Source organism: Stenotrophomonas sp. YJH_SMC_80 (genome assembly GCF_059372495.1).
Genome location: NZ_JCAFVP010000005.1, coordinates 1 through 21,536, shown reverse-complemented (window position 1 = coordinate 21,536; position 21,536 = coordinate 1). Strand labels below are relative to the sequence as shown.

The 21,536-nt window shown below is 66.1% G+C and carries 9 protein-coding genes, 1 other RNA gene and 1 pseudogene; 4 read left to right on the top strand and 7 right to left on the bottom strand.

Features of this window, described 5'->3' with window-relative positions; all coding sequences use genetic code 11:
- Positions 1-8: 8 nt before the first annotated feature.
- Together AC5P99_RS10350 and AC5P99_RS10345 are read right to left on the bottom strand one after the other, a co-directional pair.
- On the bottom strand, positions 9-10,913 hold the full coding sequence (locus tag AC5P99_RS10350) for an autotransporter-associated beta strand repeat-containing protein (protein WP_495213124.1): 10,905 nt from the start codon (positions 10,911-10,913) through the stop codon (positions 9-11).
- 358 nt (positions 10,914-11,271) lie between these two features.
- Positions 11,272-11,589, bottom strand: coding sequence for a DMT family transporter (locus tag AC5P99_RS10345; protein ID WP_005408286.1), 318 nt, complete (start codon positions 11,587-11,589; stop codon positions 11,272-11,274).
- Positions 11,590-11,889: 300 nt separating this feature from the next.
- On the opposite strand from AC5P99_RS10345, the gene ffs reads away from it, so the two are divergent.
- Positions 11,890-11,986, top strand: an RNA gene (gene ffs / locus AC5P99_RS10340) — signal recognition particle sRNA small type.
- Between the two features lie 78 nt (positions 11,987-12,064).
- Here the strand turns inward: ffs and AC5P99_RS10335 are convergent.
- From AC5P99_RS10335 to AC5P99_RS10325, 3 genes are read right to left on the bottom strand one after another with little or no spacing between them, the layout of a single operon-like run.
- On the bottom strand, positions 12,065-12,454 hold the full coding sequence (locus AC5P99_RS10335; protein ID WP_012479276.1) for a nuclear transport factor 2 family protein: 390 nt from the start codon (positions 12,452-12,454) through the stop codon (positions 12,065-12,067).
- Positions 12,451-13,218, bottom strand: a complete 768-nt coding sequence (locus AC5P99_RS10330; protein WP_108270510.1) for an MBL fold metallo-hydrolase — start codon at positions 13,216-13,218, stop codon at positions 12,451-12,453. The genes AC5P99_RS10335 and AC5P99_RS10330 overlap by 4 nt, the downstream gene beginning before the upstream one ends.
- The gene (locus tag AC5P99_RS10325) at positions 13,218-13,967 is read right to left on the bottom strand and encodes a 3-deoxy-D-manno-octulosonic acid kinase (protein WP_012479275.1); all 750 of its coding nucleotides are present in this window, start codon (positions 13,965-13,967) and stop codon (positions 13,218-13,220) included. The genes AC5P99_RS10330 and AC5P99_RS10325 overlap by 1 nt, the downstream gene beginning before the upstream one ends.
- 20 nt (positions 13,968-13,987) lie before the next feature.
- Between AC5P99_RS10325 and AC5P99_RS10320 the strand changes: the two genes are divergently transcribed.
- On the top strand, positions 13,988-15,034 hold the full coding sequence (locus tag AC5P99_RS10320; protein WP_012479274.1) for a glycosyltransferase family 9 protein: 1,047 nt from the start codon (positions 13,988-13,990) through the stop codon (positions 15,032-15,034).
- Between the two features lie 78 nt (positions 15,035-15,112).
- Here AC5P99_RS10320 and AC5P99_RS10315 read toward each other — a convergent pair whose 3' ends face one another.
- A complete protein-coding gene (locus tag AC5P99_RS10315; RefSeq protein ID WP_005408281.1) occupies positions 15,113-15,517 on the bottom strand; it encodes a DUF6165 family protein in 405 nt (134 codons plus the stop codon).
- A 294-nt stretch (positions 15,518-15,811) separates the two neighbouring features.
- Here AC5P99_RS10315 and AC5P99_RS10310 point away from each other — a divergent pair, with 294 nt between their 5' ends.
- Positions 15,812-18,826: an autotransporter outer membrane beta-barrel domain-containing protein gene (locus AC5P99_RS10310; RefSeq protein WP_088436037.1), complete on the top strand. Its 3,015-nt coding sequence runs from the start codon at positions 15,812-15,814 to the stop codon at positions 18,824-18,826.
- A 574-nt stretch (positions 18,827-19,400) separates the two neighbouring features.
- Positions 19,401-20,672 (top strand): tyrosine-type recombinase/integrase, encoded by a 1,272-nt coding sequence (locus tag AC5P99_RS10305; RefSeq protein WP_495213123.1) that lies wholly within the window; start codon positions 19,401-19,403, stop codon positions 20,670-20,672.
- 152 nt (positions 20,673-20,824) lie between these two features.
- On the opposite strand, the pseudogene AC5P99_RS10300 reads toward AC5P99_RS10305, so the two are convergent.
- A pseudogene (locus tag AC5P99_RS10300) lies at positions 20,825-21,397 on the bottom strand (IS3 family transposase); the annotation flags it as partial.
- Between the last annotated feature and the right edge of the window lie 139 nt (positions 21,398-21,536).

The window sequence follows — 21,536 nt, the reverse complement described above, 5'->3', positions numbered from 1 at the left end:
CACTCTCCTCAGAAGCCCACGCGCAGGTTGATCTGCCCGCCCACGTCGCGGCGGCCATCGCCGTGCTGGCCCTGCACGAACATCGACAGCTGGCTGTTGCGGCCGAGGCCCACCGCCACGCCCACCTGACTGACCAGCGCATTGCGTGCCATCACCGCGCTGTAGACGTCGAAGGCATTGCCGCCCACCGCGAAGCGGTTGCGGCTGGCCACATCGGTATCACCCGATGCATGCTGCCAGCCCAGGCCAACCGTCAGCTGCGCCGGGAAGCGCTCGCCGCTGCCCACATCCCAACGGCCGCGCACGCCCACGGTGCTGACATTGAGCGTGTCCTTGCCGCCTTCCAGCACCAGCGCAGCCGTGCCGCCCTGCTCCACCGCACGATCGCTGTCGACCCAGTGCCTGGTGAACTGCACATACGGCTGCAGTTGGGTCCTGCCATGGGTCCAGGTCCAGCTGCCCTCCACCTGCGCGATGGTCACATCCGAGTCCTGGCGGCTGTACAGGGTCTGGCCCAGCAGCGGCACCTCACGCGTGGTACGCGTGCGGTAGTCACCGCGCGATACGCTGCCACCGACCGCAAAGCCGTTGTTCCACTGGCCCTGCGCATACAGGCCGAACGTGTTGCCGCGCAGGCGGGCCCGCGAGCTGCGATCGTACAGGCGCGTATCCAGCCGCTCGTTGCCTGCGGCCGCACCCAGCACCACGTGTTCGCCCAGCTGCCAGTCCACGCCCGCCATCAGTGCATTGCGGTTGGAGCGGATGTCATCGCCGTTGCCGTCACCGTCCTGGCGGAACACCTTGCCGCTGCCGGCCAGCCAGGCCGAGGCACGCTCGCCACGCACGGTCGGCAGTTCGCTGCCGAGACGCTGGCGGATGCCCTCTTCCAGGTAGTTGTCGTACAGCAGCACCGCACGGCTGGCCGCATGTACCTCGCCGGACAACTGGTCGAACGCCGCACGCGCGGTACCCGCGTCATACATCAGCAGCGTGTTGTACAGGCCCAGTGCCGGACCACTCTGCGGCAGGCTGTCCAGCGCTGCAGCGGTGTTGTACTGGTTGCGCGTCTTCGCCGCCGTGGTGAATGCCGCGGTCTGCGCTACGTCGATCTGCAGGTTGGCCGTGTTGGCGGTATAGACCGGGGTGATGGTCAGGAAGGCCGACGGCGAGGTCGCCGAAGCGAACTGCCCGCTGACGCCACCACCCGCGTTGATCACGGTGTACTGCTGGCCCTGCTGGTAGCTGGTGTTCGGCGAGATGGTATTCACCTTGACGATGCTGCCACCCACGTTGGCGCTGCCGCCCACCTGTACCGTATCGCTGCCGGTGGCGCCCAGGTCGACGCCCAGCGTGCTGCCCGGCGACAACGTCAGGTTGCCGCCCACCGTGACCGTGCCGGTGCCATTGCCCGCACCACTGCCGTTGCCCGGGCCATTGCCCGGCGACAGCACGCCGCCGCTGGACACCGTCACGCCGCCACCCGTGCCACCGATGGTCCCGGTACCGGACAGCGTGGTACCGCTGCCGATGGTCCACTGGCCACCGATGTTGCCGGTGACATTCAGGCCACCGCCAGTGACCTGGCCGGTGCCGCTGAAGCCGCCGCTGTTGCCGCCCAGGTTCAGGCCGCCCGGGCCTGCCTGCACGATGCTGCCACCACCGCTGATGGTGCCGCCCAGCGTGGTGGTGCCGCCGGTGTTGATGACCAGGCCACCGTTGTTGGTGATATTGCCGGTGATCGAGCCGCTGGCGCCGCCATTGCCGACCTGCACGGTGCCGCCGGCATTGATGGTGGTGCCGCCGGTGTAGGTGTTGTTGCCGGTCAGGGTGACCGTTCCGGTGCCGGCCTGGGTCAGGCCACCATTGCCGCTGATGGTGCCTCCGACGGTGGTGTTGCCGCCCACGTTGAACACCAGGCTGCCGTTGTTGCTGACGTTGCCGGCGATCGCACCGCTGGCGCCGCCATTGCCGACCTGCAACGTGCCGCCGGTATTGATGGTGGTGCCACCGGTATAGGTGTTGTTGCCGCCCAGGATCAACGTGCCGCTGCCGGCCTGGGTCAGGCCACCGCTGCCGCTGATGGCGCCACCGACCGTGGTATTGCCGGCCACGTTGAACACCAGGTTGCCGTTGTTGGTGACGTTGCCACCGATCGCGCCGGTCGCACCGCCGTTGCCGACCTGCAGCGTGCCGCCTGCATTGATCGTGGTCGGCCCGGTGTAGGTGTTGTTGCCGGTCACGGTCAGAGTGCCGCTGCCGGCCTGGGTCAGGCCGCCGCTGCCACTGATGGTGCCACCCAGCGTGGTGTTGCCGGCCACGTTGGACAGCAGCGTGCCGTTGTTGGTGACATCGCCAATGATCGAGCCGGTCGCGCCGCCATTGCCCAGCTGCAGCGTGCCGCCGGCGTTGATGGTGGTACCCCCGGTGTAGGTGTTGGTGCCGGTCAGCACCAGCGACCCACTGCCCGCCTGGGTCAGGCCACCCGTACCGCTGATGGTGCCGCCCAGCTGCGTGTTGCCGGCCACGTTGGAGATCAACGCGCCATTGTTGGTGATGTCTCCAGCGATGGCGCCGGTTGCCCCGCCGTTGCCGACCTGCAGCGTACCGCCGGTATTGATCGTGGTGCCACCGGTATAGGTGTTGTTGCCGACCAGGGTCAGCACGCCGCTGCCGGCCTGGGTCAGGCCACCGCTGCCGCTGATCGCGCCACCGACCGTGGTGTTGCCGCCCACGTTGAATACCAGGCTGCCGTTGTTGGCAACGTTGCCGGTGATCGCACCGGTCGCACCGCCATTGCCCACCTGCAGGGTGCCACCGGCATTGACGGTGGTGCCGCCGGTATAGGTGTTGTTGCCGGTCAGCACCAGCGCACCGCTGCCGGCCTGGGTCAGGCCGCCACTGCCGCTGATGGTGCCACCGAGCGTGGTGTTGCCGGCCACGTTGGACACCAGCGCGCCGTTGTTGGTGATGTCGCCGACGATCGCACCGGTCGCACCACCGTTGCCGATCTGCAGCGCGCCGCCGGCATTGATGGTGGTCCCTCCGGTGTAGGTGTTGTTGCCGGTCAGCACCAGCGTGCCGCTGCCGGCCTGGGTCAGACCGCCATTGCCACTGACCACCGCACCCACGGTTGCCGTGGTGCCGAGGTTGTAGACCAGGCTGCCATTGTTGGTGATGTCGCCCAGCACCGAACCGGTGCTGCCACCGTTGCCGATCTGCAGGGTGCTGCCACCGTTGATGGTGGTACCGCCGGTATAGGTGTTGTCGCCGCTCAGGGTCAGCGTACCGGTACCTCCCTGCACCAGGCCGCCGGTGCCACTGAGGACGCCAGCGAACACGGTGCTGGCGTTGTTGCCGCCGGTAGTCAGCGTTGCGCCTCCCAGCGCCACCGTGCTGCCGGCCACACCGGCCAGGCCGCCGATGCTCTGGTTGCCACCGGCGCTGATATCCAGTGTGCCAGCACCGGCCAGGTTGACCGTGCTGGCACCGGACAGGCTGCCGCCGGCTGCTACCGCCAGCGTGCCGCTGTTGATGGTGGTGGTGCCGGCATAGCTGCTGGCACCGCCCAGGGTGACCGTCGCCGCGCCATCCTTCAGCAGGCCACCGGCACCGCTGATCGGTCCGTTCAAGGTCAGCGCGTTGCTGCCGACCAGAGTCAGCGTGCCGCTGGCCAGCTGCACGGTGTTGGCCAGAGTCAGCGCACTGGTGCCATCCAGGCTGGCGTTGCCGCCTACGGTCAGCGCGCCGATGCCCAGCGAACCGCCGTTGCCCAGCAGCAGGCCACCGGCATTGAGGGTCACGCCGCCCGTGAAGACGTTGACGCCAGTCAAGCCCTGGATGCCTGCGCCGTTCTTTACCAGGCCACCGGCCCCTCCGATGGTGCCGGCGAAGGTGGTATTGCCCACGCCATTGAGGGTCAGCGTGCTGCCGCCCAGCGCCACGGTCGAACCTGCCACGCCTGCCAGCGAACCGATCGCCTGCGCACCACCCGCGCTGATGTCAAAGGCGGTACCGGCATTGGCCAGGTTCACCGCACCAGTCGCCGCGAGGCTGCCACCGGCGCCGATCGCCAGCGTACCGGCGTTGATGGTGGTTCCACCGGTGAAGGTGTTGGTGCCGGTCAACGTCTGGGTACCCGAACCTTCCTTGATCAGGCCACCGGAGCCGGCCACCGAACCACTGAACGTGCCATTGGTGGCGTCTCCGATCGTCAGCGTGTTGGCGCCCAGATTCACCGTACCGTTGCCGATCAGGGTACCGAACTGCTGCGTGCCGCTGCCCGCCGACAGATCGAAGGTCGCACCCGAGGCCAGGTTGACGATGCCTGAGGAGGCCAGGCTGGCGCCAGCACCCAGTGCCAGCGTGCCGGCGTTGATGAAAGTACCGCCGGTATAGGTGTTGGCACCATTCAAGGTCAGCGTCGCGGCACCCTCCTTGGTCAGTGAGCCGGTACCACTGAGGATGCCGTTGAGGGTGAGGTTGTTGCTGCCGAGGACGGTCAACGCGTTGTTGAGGGTGAAGTTGTTGGCGAGGGTGACCGCCGTGTTCGAATCGAGCGTCGCAGCGCCTCCGACCGTCACCGCACCGGTGCCCAACGCAGCATTGTTGCCGACCACCAGGCCACCGGCGTTGAGCGCCACGCCGCCGCTGAAGGTACTGCCGCCATTGAGCGTCTGCACGCCCGCGCCGTTCTTGATCAGCCCGCCATTGCCGCTGATCGCACCGTTGAAGGTGCTGTCCACGGTGCCGCCCAGGGTCAGCGTGCTGCCGCCCAGCGCCACCGTGCTGCCGGCCACGCCGGCCAGCGAACCGATGGTCTGGTTGCCCGCGGAGATATCGAGCGTGCCAGCACCGGCCAGATTCACCGCGCCGGTCGCGGCGAGGCTGCCACCGGCACCGATCGCCAGCGTGCCGCTGTTGATGGTGGTACCACCGGTGTAGGTGTTGGCACCGCTCAGGGTTACCGTGGCCGCACCGTCCTTGATCAACCCACCTGTACCCGAGATCACACCGCCCAGCGCCAGCGCCTGGCTGCCGAGCAGGTCGAGGTTGGCACCCGCTGCCAGGCTGATGTTGTTGGCCAGGCTGGCAGCGGTCGATGCATCCAGTGTTGCGTTGCTTCCGACCGTCAACGCACCGCTGCCGAGCGCAGCATTGTTGCCGACCACCAAGCCACCGCCGTTGAGTGCAACGCCACCACTGAACAGATTGGCACCGCCCAGCGTGAGGATGCCGGCGCCATTCTTGACCAGGCCACCGGTGCCGGAAATCGCGCCATCGAAGATGCTGTTGCCAACGCCGCCCAGGGTCAGCGTCTGCGCCCCCAGGCTCACCGTCGAACCCGCCACGCCGTTCAACGCCCCGATGGTCTGGTTGGCGCCGGCAGTCGAGATATCGAAGCCCGTGCCTGCCGCAGTGAGCCTCACCGCACCGGTCGCGGCCAGACTGCCGCCGGGGCCGATCGCCAGGGTACCGGCGTTGATGAACGTGCCGCCGGTGTAGGTGTTGGCACCGGTCAGCGTCTCGATGCCGGCACCGACCTTGGTCAGGCCACCGGTGCCTGCGATCGAGCCACTGAAGGTGCCATCGGTGGCGCCGCCCACTTCGATCGAGTTGGCACCGAGGTTCACCGTACCGTTGCCGACCAGCGTGCCGAACTGCTGCGTGCCACTGCCGGCCGACAGGTCCAGCGTGGCGCCGGTGGCAAGATTGACGGTACCGCTCGCGGCCAGGCTGGCACCGGCCCCCAGCGCCAGCGTGCCGGCGTTGATGTTGGTGCCACCGGTGTAGGTGTTGGCGCCATTCAACGTCAGCGTCGCGCTGCCATTCTTGGTGAGGCTGCCGGTACCGGAAAGGACGCCGTTGAGCGTCAGTGCATTGGTCCCGATTACGGTCAGCCCGGCATTGAGCGCAATGTTGTTGGCCAGCGTTGCCAGGCCGGTGGTATCCAGCGTGGCAGCACCACCGACGGTCAATGCGCCCGTGCCCAGCGCTGCGTCATTGCCGAGCACCAGTCCGCCTGCATTGAGCGTCACGCCGCCACCGAAGGTATTGGCGCCGGACAAGGTCTGTACGCCCGCGCCCACCTTGACCAGGCCACCACCGCCGCTGATCACGCCATCGAACGCGGCGTTGCCGGCGGTACCGAAGGTCAACGAATTGCCGCCCAGCGTCAGCGTGCTGCCGCCCGCGCCGTTGAGCGCGCCGATGGTCTGGTTGCCGCCGGCACCGGAGATATCGAAGCCTGCGCCTGCGCCCAACGTGACATCACCGACTGCGGCGAGACTGCCACCCGTGCCCAACGCCAGCGTGCCGGCGTTGATGGTGGTACCGCCGGTGTAGGTGTTGGCACCGGACAGCGTCAACGTGGTGCCGCCATTCTTGATCAGGCTGCCATTGCCGCCTACCACTCCCGACAGCGTCAGCGCATTGCTGCCGGGCAGCGTGAGTGCGACGCCCGAGCCCAGCGTGACCGCATTGCCGAGCGTCACTGCAGTGCCTGCATCCAGCGTGGTGCTGGCATTGACCGCCAGCGCACCGGTACCGAGCGCACCATTCGCGCCGACCACCAGGCCACCACCGTTCAAGGTCAGGCCGCCACCGAAGGTGTTGGTGTTGTTGAGGGTCAGCAGGCCCGCACCATTCTTGACCAGGCTGCCGTTGCCGCTCAGCACGCCTCCGAATGCAACGTCACTGGTTCCGCCCAGGGTGAGCTGGGTGCCGGCACCGAAGTTCACCGCGTTGGCCAGATTCAATGCCACCGTGCTGTCCAGCGTGGTGGTGCCGCCAATACCCAGCGCACCGGTACCAAGCGCACCTGCATCGCCCAGTACCAACCCGCCCGCGTTGAGCGCAAGGCCACCACTGAACGTGTTTGCACCGGACAGCGTCTGCACGCCCGTGCCGGTCTTGACCAGGCCACCGGTTCCACCGATCACACCGGCAAAGCTGCCATTGCTGGCACCGCCAAAGGTCAGCGACTGCGCGCCCAGCGCCAGCTGGCTGCCCGCCACGCCATTCAACGCGCCGATGGTCTGTGCCGCACCGGCTGCGGAGATGTCCAGTGTCGCGCCCGCAACGGCAAGATTCACCGCACCGGCTGCGGCGAGACTGCCGCCTGCGCCCAGCGCCAGCGTGCCGGCGTTGATGGTGGTGCCTCCGTTGTAGGTATTGGCGCCCGACAACGTCAACCGCGCCGTGCCGTCCTTGATCAGCCCACCGGCACCGAATACCGGACCGGCCAGCGTCAGGTCATTGTTGCCCAGCACGGAAAGGTTGGCACCGGCAGCGAGACCGATGGTGTTGCCCAGCGCCAGCGCCGTTGTGGCCTCCAGCGAAGCGTTGCCGCCCACGTCCAGCTGGCCGGTACCCAGCGCCTGCGCATTGCCCAGCTGCAGCAGGCCCGCGTTGAGGCCGACGCCCCCGCTGAACGTATTGACGCCGTTCAACGCCAGCGTCGCCGTACCGTTCTTGACCAGGCTGCCAGTACCACTGATGAGACCGCCCAGCGACACGTTCTGGCTGCCCAGCAGATCCAGCGCCGCGCCCGCCCCAAGGTTGAGGTCGTTGGCGAGGTTCAGCGCTACTGAACTGTCCAGCGTGGCATTGGCGCCCACCGACAGTGCACCGGTGCCCAGTGCGCCGGCGTTCCCCAGGAACACGCCGCCGCCGTTGACGGTCAGCCCACCACCGAAGCTGTTGGCGCCGTTGAGGGTCAACGTGGTGGCACCATTCTTGACCAGCCTGCCGGCACCGGACACCACGCCACCCAGCGTGATCGCCTGCGAGCCCGGCAGCGACAGCGCGGCACCCGCGCCCAGGGACACATTGTTGGCCAGGTTCAGCGGGGCGCCGCCATCGAGCGAGACGCTGCCGCCAATGCCCAATACTCCCGTACCGAGTGCGCCACTGTTGCCCAGCAGCAGACTGCCGGCGTTTGCGCTCAGTCCACCGCTGAAGGTGTTGGTACCGTTCAAGGTCAGTGTCGACGCGCCATTCTTGACCAGGCTGCCGGTGCCGGTGACGTTGCCGGCCAGGGCCAGGTTCTGGCTGCCCGGCAGGGTCAACGCCGCGCCGAGGTTGATCGCATTGCCCAGGTTCAGTGCAGCAGTGGCGTCCAGCGAACCGTTGCCACTGACGGTCAGCGCACCGCTTCCCAGCGCACCGGCGTTGCCCAGCACCAGGCCACCGGCGGCAAGATTCACCCCACCGCTGAAGGTGCTGGCGCTGGTCAGCGTCTGCACGCCGGTGCCCTGCTTGATCAGGCCACCGGTGCCGCCGATCACGCCGGCGAAGGTCTGGTTGGTGGCATCACCGAAGGTCAGCGTGCTGCTGCCCAGCGACAGGGTGCTGCCAGCCACGCCGGACAACGCACCGATGGTCTGGTTGCCACCCAGCGAGATATCCAGTGCGCTGCCAGCGCCGGCCAGGCTGACCGCGCCGGTCGCCGCCAGGCTGCCACCACTGGCCAATGACACCGTTCCGGCATTCACCGCCAGCCCACCGGTGAACGTGTTCGCGCCGCCCAGCGTCAGCGTGGAGGCGCCGTTCTTGACCAGGCTGCCGCTCCCGCCGATGACACCGCCCAGCGTCAGCGCATTCGAGCCCAGCACATCGAGCGAACCACCGGCGCCAAGCGTGATGCCATTGCCCACGGTGAGGCCGGCGCTGGCGTCGAGCGATACCGCACCGCCGACGTTCAGCGCCCCGGTTCCCAGTGCACCGCCGTTGCCCAGCACCAGGCTGCCGGCATTGAGCGCCAGACCGCCGCCGAACGTATTGGCGCCGTTGAGCGTCAGGGTTGCCGCGCCATTCTTGATCAGGCCACCAGCGCCACCGATCACGCCGTTGAATGTGAGCGCCTGGTTGCCCAGCAGATTCAGGCTGGCCCCGGCACCGAGGTTGACGGCATTGGTCAACGCCAACCCGGTCGTGCCATCCAGCGTGGCATTGCCGCCGACGGACAGCGTGCCGCTGCCCAACGCGGCCGCATTGCCCAGCAACAAGCCGCCGGCGTTGAGCGCAACACCGCCGCTGAGGTTGTTGACGCCGGACAGGGTCTGCACGCCGGTACCGAGCTTGATCAGGCCACCGGTGCCTGCGGCGAACGTGCCGCTGTAGCTGGTATTGCCCAGCCCACCCAGGGTCAGCGTGTGGCTGCCGAGATTGACCGAACCGCCGAGACCGGCCAGCGAGCCGATGGTCTGGTTGGTCGCCGCTGAAAGATCGAGGCTGGTACCAACGCCCAGCGTGATCGCACCGGTGGGCGACAGGCTGCCACCCGCGCCCAGCGCCAATGCGCCGCCGGCCAGATTGAAGGCGCCGGTCAGCGAATTGGCGCCATTCAAGGTCAGCGTGCCCGCGCCGTTCTTGGTCACGTTGCCGGCACCAGAAATCGAGCCACTCAATGTCAGCGCATTGCTGCCCAGCAGGTTCAGCGAGCCCCCGCCATTGACCACCAGATTGTTGCCCAGGTTGAAGCCCGCCGTCGTATCCAGCGAAGCGCTGCCACCGACGGTCAGGTTGCCGATGCCCAGTGCACCGGCATTCCCCAGTACCAGGCCGCCGGCATTGAGGTTGACGCCGCCGGAGAACAGGTTTGCGCCGCCGAGCGTGACGATGCCGGTGTTGTTGACCGTCAGCCCGCCAGTACCGGACAGCACGCCACCCAGGCTGAACGCATTGGTCCCGCCGAGGGAAAGGTTGCCGCCAAGGTTGAAGGCGTTGGTCAGGTTCAGACCGGCCGTGGAGGCGGCAATGGCACCGCCGTTGGCGGTGAACAGCCCTGTACCGAAGGAACCCGCATTATTGAAATTGACCAGGCCATCGTTGAGCGTGGTCGTGCCCGCACCCGCCCACGCACCCTGCAGGTTCCAGGTACCGCTGTTGACGGTGAGCCTCTGGAAGTTGATGTACTGGTTCCAGCCCAGCGTGGTTACCGCTCCGCCGGTACCGCTGCCCGGGACGGTGGCGCTGTTCTGCAGCACCAGGCTGTTGTTGGACGCCGAGCCACCGTCGACGATGCCGGCCGCGGCCAGATTCACCGCAAGCGCGCCGACCTGCCCGGCCACGCCGATACCGGCGGTATTGACGCTGGAACCAGACACGGCGGTGAAGGTGTTGCCGGCGACCGAACTGCCCAGGTTCACACTGCCGTTGATGGTTCCCGCGTTGAGGAAGGTATTGCCGGCCCCCGCCGTGGCCGAACCCTGGAACCCTATGCGGCCGGTAATGGTGCCGGTGTTGTTGAGAGTGGTCTGCGCACCACCGTAGCTTACGATCGATGCCGCATCGGCCGTGGTCAACAGGCCTGCACCAAAGATCGACATGTCCACATTACCGGCATTGACGATGTTGCTGACACCGCCGGAAGCGTTCTGCACCACCAGCGCCTGTCCGCCGAAACCGAGGATGGAGCCGATGTTGACCAGGCCTTTGATCGCCCCGCCTGCCTGATTGTTGACGCTGATGGTGTTTCCACCGACGGTATTGTTGCCCAGCACCATGCCCGACGCTGCCAGGCTCAGGCCACCGTTGATGGTGGGATCGACCGTGCCCTGGTTGTTCACGGTGATGCCGTTACCACTCAAATTCACTGCACTTCCGCCAACGATCGGCGGCACGCTGAGCTCGGCGCCGGTCTGGATATTCAGCGTCACGCCGTTGATGCTGTTGGTCAGCGAATTGGTATTGGAGCCGGTGGCGCAGGTCACCGTCGTACCTGCGGTAGTGCAGGCCGCAAACGCCGATCCACTGGCCAGCGTGGCCGCCAGTGCCACCGCCAGCTGATGCGCCCGCAATCGCGGCACCCGCCCTGCGCTGACCGCGCTTCCGCCGGGATTCCGGGCGACCTCCGAAGCAACCTGCATTACCCCAAGGGCACGATTGAAAACCAGACGGTAAATGCGGTTCATCGGTAAATCTCCATGAAAAGACCGGATGGCACAGCTGGCAGGTTTTTTGGAGACAATGCGGCCCACCCCGGCTCCCGATGCGGAAACAAGGTTCGAAGGCATTAACTCCTGAAAATCTTCACATCTTCACGCCGTCGCACCCGGCGACAGGTACGACAGCGTGTCCCTCAAGGCGAAAACTCCCCGGTTTCGCCCGACGAATGGCGGCACTGTGCGACCGTCGGTGCCAGCGGCATGTGAATCACGCTCGTTATTTTCATGACGTACGTCAAATAAAACGGGCGGACAAAATGGTCTTGCCGAAAATGCATATATCTGCTGGAAGCGGAGATTCCTTTCCCCGCCATAAGTAAATCATTCAGCTGCTCGAGAGTTTCATCAGCACCAGGCCGGAAACGATCAGCACCGCTGCACCGATCCGCATCGGGCTGACCTGCTCGCCGAGGAACACGATGCCAACCACGAACGCACCGACCGCGCCGATGCCGGTCCAGATCGTATAGGCGGTGCCCAGCGGCAGGCTGCGCATGGCCACCGCCAGCAACCAGAAGCTGGCGATCATGCCGACGATCGTGACCACGGTGGGGGTGAGCTTGGTGAAGCCTTCGGACTGCTTCATGGACACGGCCCAGACGATTTCCAGCAGGCCGGCGAACAACAGATAGATCCAGGCCATGACGGCCCTCCTCTTGGTAGGGCCAGGCCGTCCTGGTCTTTGATTCCCGATGTGGGGGAGGCCGTTCCTCCTGGCCGGCATTCTAGCAACGGCGGGTGGCCCGGGCCGCCATGGGCGGGAACGGGTTACAGCGGATTCAGCGCGTGAAGCTGGCGTCGATGCACCTGCCTGCGCTAGACTACGCGTCTGCCATCGGCCAGCCGATGCGCAGTCCGGCTGTGGTCTCTGGCGCATCGCGCGCTGCTTCCCCTGGTCCGTGAACTGGCTGCCCTCCGGGCGGCCGACGTCTCTATGGTGGCCCCGTCGGCCCCTCGCGACGCTAGGTCGAAAACCCCGCCAGGGCCGGAAGGCAGCAACGGTATCGATCGACGCGGGCGCCGAGGTCAGCCGGCGGGGCCATCGCCTTTTCCGGCGACGCCCCGCCCCTGGCAGGTGCCACCCCTGGTTGGCGCCCTTCGCCGGACATGGCCCGGTCCTACCGTGCCTCGGGCGTGCCCTGGTGGAACAGCATGCGCCATCCATCCCCGTGCCGGCGCCACAGCGAGCTGCGCAGCACCCAGCCTTGCGGCTGGCCGTCGAGGTAATGGCGGCTGCGATAACGCACCTGGGCCAGACCGTCGGCCAGCAACCACACCGCGTACTGTTCCGATTCGATCAGCACCTGCGCGCGCTCCAACGGGATCTCCTGCAAGGCTGCATCACGGCCGTAGCATTGCCCGGAACTGCCGATCTCGCTGAAATCCTCGTCCAGCAATGCGTCAAGGCGCTCAGGATCGGCCCGCACCGCAGGCGCATGCAGCGCGCGCTCCAGCACCTCCAGTCCGGCGGCCAGCGCCGCGTCGGCGGGCAGGCCGGCACCGCTCACGGCGGATCCTGCGCCAGCACGTGCGGTGCAGTCGGGGTTGCCAGCGGCACGCACTGCCCCGGCTGCGCCACGCGGTGGCCGCGCGCGGCCAGCGCCACACCATCAGCCACGCTGGCGTAGTGGTAGAGCATCATCCGCGCCTGCAGTTCCGCGCTGTACTCGCGCTCCAGGTCGTCCACACCGGTATGCGACGGATTGCCGTGCAGGCCGCAGTCGTGGGCGATCAGTTCGTTGTCATTGGCGAAGCGGGCCAGCATCTCCGGAATCGGCCGGGTATCACCACTCCAAGTCAGCGCGCCCTGCAGGCGCAGGCCGTACGCCGTCTCCGGCCAGTGGTGGCGTACCGGGAATACTTCCAGGCGCACGCCCTCGTGCCAGAACGCCTCGCCCACCACGATCAACTGGAACGCATCCCAGAAGTTGGCACCGCCCTCGGCCAGCACGTTCGGGTAGTCACCGATGCGCTTGTGCAGCAGCGGCACCACGGTGGCAGGCACATACAGGCGCACCTTGCCGCGGCGCTGCGTACTGAAGAAGGAATCGACGAACAGCCGCTCGAAACCGGCCACGTGATCCAGGTGCACATGGGTGACGAACAGTGCCTGCGGCATGTGCCCGTAGTGCGCCTTGAACGCGGTCAGGCCTTCGCCGCCGCAGTCGATCGTCAGCCACGGCCGCCCGTCCCGCTCGATCACCGACATCGGCGACCCCAGCTCGACCGCCGACGCGTTGCCGACGCCGAGGAAACGCAACGACCAGCCCATCAGGTGCCCCGGTTCCAGGCCATGTCATAGGCGCGCCTCAGCCGCGCGTAGTCCTTCTGTACGTCTTCCACGCTGCGCTCGCCGCGCAGCTTGATCAGCGAGCGCAGCAGGCGCTTGAGGTTGCGTTCGCGCCAGGCGGTGGCCGGAATGCGGATCACTCCACGGTCGAAGTCGATCAGCCAGCCATGGCCGTTGCCATCGAACAGGATGTTGTGCGCGTTGAGGTCGGCATGGTCCAGGCCGGCACGGTGGAAGCGGGCGATCAGCCGCCCGGTCTCTTCCCAGGGCGCGCCCCGTCCGGCGACCAGCGCACGGTCGGCCAGCGAGCGCACGCCCTCGATCCGCTCCATCAGGATTGCCGCCCGGTAGCGCAGGCCTTCGCGCATGTAGTACGCGGCGATCGGCCGGGGCACCGGCAGCTTCTTCTCGCGCAGGGCGCGCATCAGGCGGAATTCGGCAAAGCTCCGGGTCCGGTCCGAGCCACGCCAGAGGTACTGGTCATGGCTGATCTTCGCTGCCAGGCCGCCGCGCAGGTAGTGGCGCAGCACGCTGGCGCCGAACGGCGCATCGATGAACCAGGCGCTGCCGCGGCCGCCCTCGCCGACCGGCCGGGCCTTGCTGCCCCAGTGCTGGGGGGAGAACAGGCCAACCTCGGCTTGCCGCAGCCGCTCGCGGTCGAACAGAATGGCCCCGATGCCGCGACCCTCGCGGCATGGCGTCAGCGCTTCATTGGCGTCGAATGCGACCATTTCATTGAGTCTAACAACACATGGCATCAGCGTCCTCCTCCTTGTGCCTCCTGCGCCTGTCCGCACTCGGCGATGTCACCCACGTGGTGCCCCTGGTGCGCACCCTGCAGGCTGCGCGTCCGGACACGCCGATCCACTGGATCATCGACAAGGTCGGCCACAAACTGCTCGATGGCCTGCCCGGCGTCACTTTCCACGCCTACGACAAGAAGAGCGGCATGGCAGGTGTCAAGGAGCTGCGCAAACAGCTGCCACCGGGGCGTTTTGAAGCGCTGCTGCAGATGCAGGTGGCGTTCCGCGCCAACCTGCTGTCGGCGTTCATTCCCGCCGAGCGACGCATCGGCTACGACCGCAGCCGTTCCAAGGACCTGCACGGGCTCTTCATCAACGAGCGCATTCCCGACCGCCCCGGCGTCCATGTGCTGGATGCCATCGGCAGCTTCTGCGAGCCGCTGGGCCTGCGCCAGACCGAGGTCAGCTGGGACCTGGCCGTGCCCCAGTCCGCATATGACTGGGCCGCTGCGCAATGGCAGGACGATGGGCGCCCGGTGCTGATGATCTCGCCCTGTTCCAGCCACGTGCGCCGCAACTGGTATGCAGACCGCTATGCAGCCGTGGCCAACCACGCCGCGCAGCGTGGTTGGCAGGTGGTGCTGTGCGGTGGCCGCAGCGAACTGGAGCGCAGCATGGCCGATGCCATCCAGGCACAACTGCTCACGCCGGCGCTGGACCTGGTCGGGAAGGACACCTTGAAGCAGCTGCCTGCCCTGCTTGCCCGCGCCAACCTGGTGATGACTCCGGACTCGGGCCCGATGCACATCGCCAACGCGATGGGCGCCAAGGTGCTGGGCCTGCATGCGGCCAGCAACCCGAACCGCAGCGGACCGTACTCGGACCGCCGCTACTGCGTGGACCGCTACGACGACGCCGCACGCAAGTACCTGGCCAAGCAGGCTGCCGATCTGAAATGGGGCACCAAGATCGAGTTCGACGATGTGATGGAACTGATCACTGTCGAAGACGGCATCGCGGCTTTCGAGCGTTACGTGGCCGATCATCTGGGGTGATGGGCCGGCCGGGCGTTGGCCTGCGCCCTGCGGTTTCATCCACGCGTGGCGTGGACCTCCCCCTTTTGGCCGCCGGGATTACGCGCGCTGCGCGTAATCCTGGTAGGACTTCTCTTCCACGTACGCCGAGCCCAGCGCCAGGTTGATCGCCTTCTTGATGCGCGCACGCTCGTCGTTGCGCAGGTAGACGCTGCGCGCCAGGTCGACGAAGCCCTGGTCGAACGCCTGCGCCTTTTCCTTCAGGCGGATGTCGTCCTCGATGTCCCACAGCTGCTCGTTGACCGCCTTCAGCTCGGCACGCAGCTTGGCGATGTCCTTCACCGCCGCCGGGTGCGCCATCCAGGTCTGCTCCAGCGCCGACAGCTCCCTGCGCACGTTGGCCAGCTTGCCCTCGTCGCTGATGCGCTCGGACTTGATCTGCAGGATCGAGATCTTGTCCAGCAGCTCGCCGAAGGACACGGGGACAAGGATTTCAGCGCTCATGGGGGAAGGCTCCAGCAGGTGATGCATACATGGTAACCCGCGCGGCGCAAACGCTGCGCCCCGGCGCCTGCATGGTCAGCCGAGCGCGATGACTGGGGGAGAACCCCCCGCAGCTGCGTTAGCGGTCTGGAGAGGCGGCCTGTCGCCCTCCTCGCCCGGCCAGTCCAACGGCCGAGCGCGCGCGACCCGCCGCCCTGCCCACGCTGCAACGTGTTGAAACCACGCCGCATCAGCGTGTTCATGCAGCGAAAAAGGGGCGGCAACCGCACTTCACTCCTTTCCGTGGAACTCCGCATGCATCGATATCCCGCCCTCCCCACCCGTCGCGCCACCGTCCTCGGCAGTGCCCTTGTTGCAGCGCTTCTCGGCATCGCTGCCTCGCCGCAGGCCCATGCCAGTGCCTTCCACGTGAATGGAGACACGCTCTACTACACCGGCAACGTGCTGGCGACCGATCCGCAGACGCTGGAGGCCTACATCCTCGCCGCGCAGGCCCGTGGTACGCCGCTGCGCCAGGTGGTGTTCCGCAACTCGCCGGGCGGGGCCGCCTCCGGTGGCGTGGGCATGGGCGCCATCATCCGCCAGCATGGGCTGGATACCGTGCTGGACGGCGGCTGCTACTCGGCCTGCGCCGACGCCTTCGTTGCCGGCGTGAAGCGCAAGGTCACGCAATTCGGCCTGCTGCCGGCGCACGGCAACTACACGGAGACGGTGCTGGGCATCCATGGCGAATCCGGCCCGAACGGCCCTACCCCGTACCCGGGGCAGGACAAGTACATCAAGTACTACCGGGACATGTTCGGCCCGACCGACTTCGCGGTCATCGAAGCGCGCATCGTCCAGGCGCACTATGAACTGACCCAGCAGTCGGGCTTCCTGCGCTACTTCGACCCGAACGTGGCGGCCGTGGCCACGCGCTTCTGCCCGACCCGCGACCAGAGCGCGGCAGGCAACTGCACCGCGTATCCCGGTGTGACCTTCTACAGTGATCGCGTCGTCACCGAAGCCGGTTACGTCCAGACCGGCGACGTGCTTTCCGTCGACAAGGACGTGAGCGGAGACCTCAATCCGAACCTGGCCGTGCGCGGGCGCTACACCAATGCGCTGGCCAACCTGCGCTACTTCCAGCAGTCGGCCCCGGACATCCGGCTGGACGACGCCTTCGGTGTGATCCGTATCGGCAAGGGCGGGGTCTGGTCGCTGGATACCGCTTCCGCCGCCCAGTATGTGGTCGCCGATGGCGGCACCCTGCGCCTGCAGCAGAATGGCTGGATCCACCACGCCGAAGCCATCGGCGCCCGCAATGGCGGGCGCATCGAACTGCAGCAGGGCGCACTGCGCAGCCTGACCGTGATCGAACGCGGCGGCGTGCTGACCGGGCACGGTTCATTGAATGCCACGATCGACATCAACGAGGGCGGAACGCTCGCGCCGTCCGGCATCGTCATGCGCCCCTACTCGCTGGAAGCACTCGCACCGGGTGGCGACGACGTGTTCACCAGTGAGCGCTTCCGGATCGGCAAGGGTCGCTACATCAACCTCAATGACGGTGCGAACCTGGCCTTCGAGGTCGACAGCCAGCGCACTGCACCGGCACTGACGCTGGAAGAAGCCCGCTACTTCCTGGTCGATGAGGACCGGCAGACGGGGGACTACAACCTGTTCGGCAACATCAACCGCGCCGTGCTGAGCATTGCCCCCGCCGCCAGGCTGACGCTGGACGTCAAGCAGGCGTTCTTCCCGGCCGGGCAGCAGAACCACCTGGTGGGAACCCAGGTGGATGCCAGCGCCCTGCAGCTGCCCATCGCCCCCTGCAGCGCGTCGAACGGTGAGTACGCTGGCCTGTGGTGCCGCACCGCTACGCCCGATACCCTGACCCGCGCAGCGCCGGTGTCGGACTTCATCGAAGGGCGCTTCCAGTACGTCGAGCGCAGTGGCGAGGCCGGCAGCGCGGTGGACCTCACCGCTCCCGGCGCCGTATTCCGCCCTCGCCACAATTCACTGCTCAGCTTCACCGTCAACCAGACCGGCAGTGGCCTGTGGCTGACCGCCAATCCCTCCTTCGACGACACACGCTTGTTCGGCAATGCCCCGTCCGGCGACGGCCTGGGCATCGCACTGCAACAGGCGGCTGCACAGCGCACTTCCTCGATGAGCGGACTGCTGGGCGCCCTGCAGTTCGCTGACCGCGATGACATCGCGCGCCAGGCGGGAGCACTGCGTGGCGACGGGCATGCCAGCCTGCGCCTGGCCGATTCCGCACTGGTCGGCAGCATCGGCAACGTCGTGCAGCAGCACCAGGCAGCATCACGCAGCGGTGGCGATGCGGACGGCCTGGCTGCACAGGCCGCACAGACGGCCTCGGCACAATCTGCGATGACCGGCAATCGCCTGTTCAACCAGCTGGCGATGCACCTGGTCGCACCGGCGGATGCGGGCAGTGATGCGGGCGACGCCGGACGCAACCGCAGCTTCTGGGCGCGGGGCTTCGGCAGCCACGGCCGTATCGAGGGTGATGCCGGCGTCGCCGGCCTGAGCCACACCATCGGCGGCATCGCACTTGGTGCCGATACCCGCCTGGCAGACGACCGTGTGACACTGGGCGTGAGCCTTGCCGCGGCCGACATGTCGACCAGGTCCAGCGAAGGTGCAGGATTCAGCGGCGATGTCCGCGCGCTGGATATCGGCGGCTACGTGGACGCGCTCTATTCGCGCGGCTACCTGTCCGCCGCTGTCCGCTACACCGATCTTCGCCACGATACCCGTCGCAGCATCGAGGGGATCGAGGGCCTGCAGGCACCGCTGCATGCGAAGTACAGCAACGACGCGATTTCCGCGCGCGTGGAGCATGCGTTCTCGTTCACCACCGGCAACGGCCTGGTGATACAGCCGCTGCTGCCGGTGATCGACTACATGCGCACCTCGGCCACGCACTTCAACGAAGGCCAGGACGCAGCCGCACTCATCGGCCGCAGTGGCAGCCTGGAAAGCATCCGCGTAGGCGCCGGCCTGCAGTTGTTCAAGACCTTCGACGGCAACAACGGCGAGCGCATCACCCCGCGGGCCCGCGTGGTCTGGCAGAAGGAGCTGGGCGATACCCAGGCCCGCTACAGCAACGGCTTCGCCGCCGCCCCGGACCTGCTGTTCAGTGCCAGCAGCCAGCCCGTCGGTGAGCAGGTCCTGGCCTGGAACCTGGGCGTGACCAGCCGTGCCAGCAAGCGCCTGTCGGTGATGGTTGATTACGTGGGCGAGCGGCGCGACGGCCAGACCCAGAACGGCATACAGCTGGGGCTGGGCTACACGTTCTGAGCACACGCCATTCGCACAGGGCATGGATCCCCGCCCTGTGCGAATGGCCTTGCCTTCCACGCCGTGCGTGGATGCACCCAGCGGGCAACGAGCGGCGCAACGTGTGGGGCGACGCGCGAAACGCGCGTCGCGACCCGCGCCAGATAAAAGAAAAGGGCTGCCTTTCGGCAGCCCTCTTCTATTCCCGCAGAGACAAGGAAGTCATCAATGCCGCATCCACGCCCGGAACCATCTGGAGAAGCAAGCCCCTCTGTTGAGGGGCTGCCCCGACAGGGGCGGGGAGAGGCAGACAAAGGGAGGGGCCCACGCGTTGCCACGCAACGTGTGGGGCGACGCGCGAAACGCGCGTCGTGTCCCGCGCCAGATAAAAGAAAAGGGCTGCCTTTCGGCAGCCCTTTTCTTTTATCTGGCGGAGAGGGGGACTGCCATAGATTCGTCCAAGGAAATCCAGTGGCATTTCAAAAAAAATATGTTTGCCATTTAATTTCAATGACTTACAAGTGACATCATCCAGCACCGTCCAGCAACGCCCATCACCACCCAACGCGAAATGGCATACCAGATGGCATACTGGATGGCATACCAGATGGCATACCAGGCACGCATGGCACTGCTAACCGACATCAAAGCTCGAAGCATCACTCCCGGAAGCGCAGCACTGCCACACGGCGGAGTTACCGGCCTGAGTCTGCTTCCTTCACGCACCCAGAAGGGCCAAGGCAAGTGGGTCTTGCGCTACGTAAGCCCTGTCACTGGCAAGCGGCGCAACGCCGGCCTAGGCAGCTACCCGCACGTGGGCGTCGCTCTTGCCGGCAAGCTGGCTCGCGAGATGCGCGAAGAGATTGCACTGGGGCATGACCCCCTGGCGATCAAGGAGACCCCTGTGGCCGCACCGGTGATGCCATCCTTCCAAGAGGCAGCAAAACAGGTACACGCCGAACTGAAGCCAGGCTGGAAGAATGCCAAGCACGCACAGCAGTGGATCAACACACTTACCGAATACGTTTTCCCCAAGATCGGCTCCCTACCGATGGATCAACTTCAGCCTCGTCATATGGCCGATGTCTTGCGCCCGATCTGGCTGGAAAAAGCAGAGACCGCTTCCAGGGTAAAGCAGCGTTTGCATGCCGTGATGGCCTGGGGCTGGGCACACGGGTTCAACCAAGCCAACCCCGTGGATGTAGTCACACATCTGTTGCCGGTACAACCCAGCAAGACGGTCAGACAAGAGCATCAACCGGCCATGCCTTGGGCCGACATCCCAGCGTTTGTAAAAACCAGACTGGCGGATACAAACGAGCTAGATGTCACCAAACGTGCGCTGCTGTTTTTGATCTTGACCGCTGCGCGCTCTGGCGAAGTCAGGGGAATGACTTGGGATGAGGTCAATTTGCGCAACAAAGTCTGGATCATTCCTGCCGATCGCATGAAAGCCAGCCAGACCCATCGTGTCCCACTCTCTGAGCAAGCCATCACTTTGCTGCAGGTACAGGCAGGGAAGCACGATCATCTGGTCTTCCCATCGATCCAGTCCCGAACAGTCCTCTCGGACATGACCCTAACTGCGCTATTGCGCCGCCTGAAGGCCCACAGCGATAGCGACAAGCGGATAGCCACCGCGCACGGCTTCCGGTCAAGCTTTCGCGACTGGTGCAGCGAGGAAGGCTATGCTCGGGATCTTGCTGAACGCGCGCTGGCCCACACTGTCCAAAACAAGGTCGAAGCTGCCTATCACCGCACCGATCTGCTGGAGCAACGACGCCCCATGATGCAGGCATGGGCTGATTTCATCCTCCCCAGACCTGCTCCGGACTGCTCTAGTCAGCCCATAGACCGACACGAATAGTGTTCAAGACATCCGGCCTCGACTCAATCTCTGGATCTCCCACGACAAGTTGAACAGGGCTCTACCCCCATCTCACTAGGATGGGGGTGGACAGACGGGCAGATGGGAAGTAGTAATATTACTAACACAACTCCCATCGCGCCACAGGGGTTCTACCCCGAAATCACGGACTGTTTGGAAAGGGCTGAAAACTTCTGATCCTGTTTGACCCGGCGCCGTCGCATCCTGGGGTTGTGGCGGCGCTCGATGTATTCGGACACATCGGACCTGGCGGCATCGAGTGTTGGATACGTTGTGCGATATATCCGCTCGCGTTTGAGCAGGCCAAAGAAGCCTCCGCAGGCGGCGTTGTCACCACAATGCCCCACAGCACTCATCGAGCAAAGCAGGCCATTGGCGGCCAGGTAGCCCTGGTAATCGCCGCTACGAAATTGACTGCCGCGGTCGGAGTGCAGGATCAGCGGATGCCGCTCCTGCCGTTGCCAAACCGCCATCTGCACCGCTCTGATAACCATCTGCCGGTCCTGCCGATGATGCATGGGCCAGCCCACAATGCGCTGATCAAACAGGTCCAGCACGACGCATAGATACAGCTTGGCCTGCTGGGTCTTGATCTCGGTGATGTCGGTCACCCACTTGGTTTCCGGCTCCAAGGCGCTGAAATCACGCTCCAACAGGTTACGCACGCCCGGCGGCGTCAGTGCCGGTTGAGCGCGCTGGCCATGGACCGGCCAGCCTTTCGTAGACATCCGGTTGCCATAATTGATGGCAATGACCGAGGTGTTTATGGGCAACAGCAAGCAGTACACGGATGAGTTCCGGGCAGAGGCGGTGAAGCAGGTGATCGAGCGTGGCTTCACGGTG

Excerpts from the sequence above, each read along its gene's own strand:
- AC5P99_RS10330 (WP_108270510.1), bottom strand. The coding sequence starts at position 13,218 with ATGGGCTGGTCGTTGCGTTTCCTCGGCGTCGGCAACGCGTCGGCGGTC.
- AC5P99_RS10345 (WP_005408286.1), bottom strand. The coding sequence starts at position 11,589 with ATGGCCTGGATCTATCTGTTGTTCGCCGGCCTGCTGGAAATCGTCTGG.
- AC5P99_RS10310 (WP_088436037.1), top strand. The coding sequence starts at position 15,812 with ATGCATCGATATCCCGCCCTCCCCACCCGTCGCGCCACCGTCCTCGGC.
- AC5P99_RS10315 (WP_005408281.1), bottom strand. The coding sequence starts at position 15,517 with ATGAGCGCTGAAATCCTTGTCCCCGTGTCCTTCGGCGAGCTGCTGGAC.
- AC5P99_RS10325 (WP_012479275.1), bottom strand. The coding sequence starts at position 13,967 with ATGGTCGCATTCGACGCCAATGAAGCGCTGACGCCATGCCGCGAGGGT.
- AC5P99_RS10350 (WP_495213124.1), bottom strand. The coding sequence starts at position 10,913 with ATGAACCGCATTTACCGTCTGGTTTTCAATCGTGCCCTTGGGGTAATG.
- AC5P99_RS10320 (WP_012479274.1), top strand. The coding sequence starts at position 13,988 with ATGGCATCAGCGTCCTCCTCCTTGTGCCTCCTGCGCCTGTCCGCACTC.
- AC5P99_RS10305 (WP_495213123.1), top strand. The coding sequence starts at position 19,401 with ATGGCATACCAGATGGCATACCAGGCACGCATGGCACTGCTAACCGAC.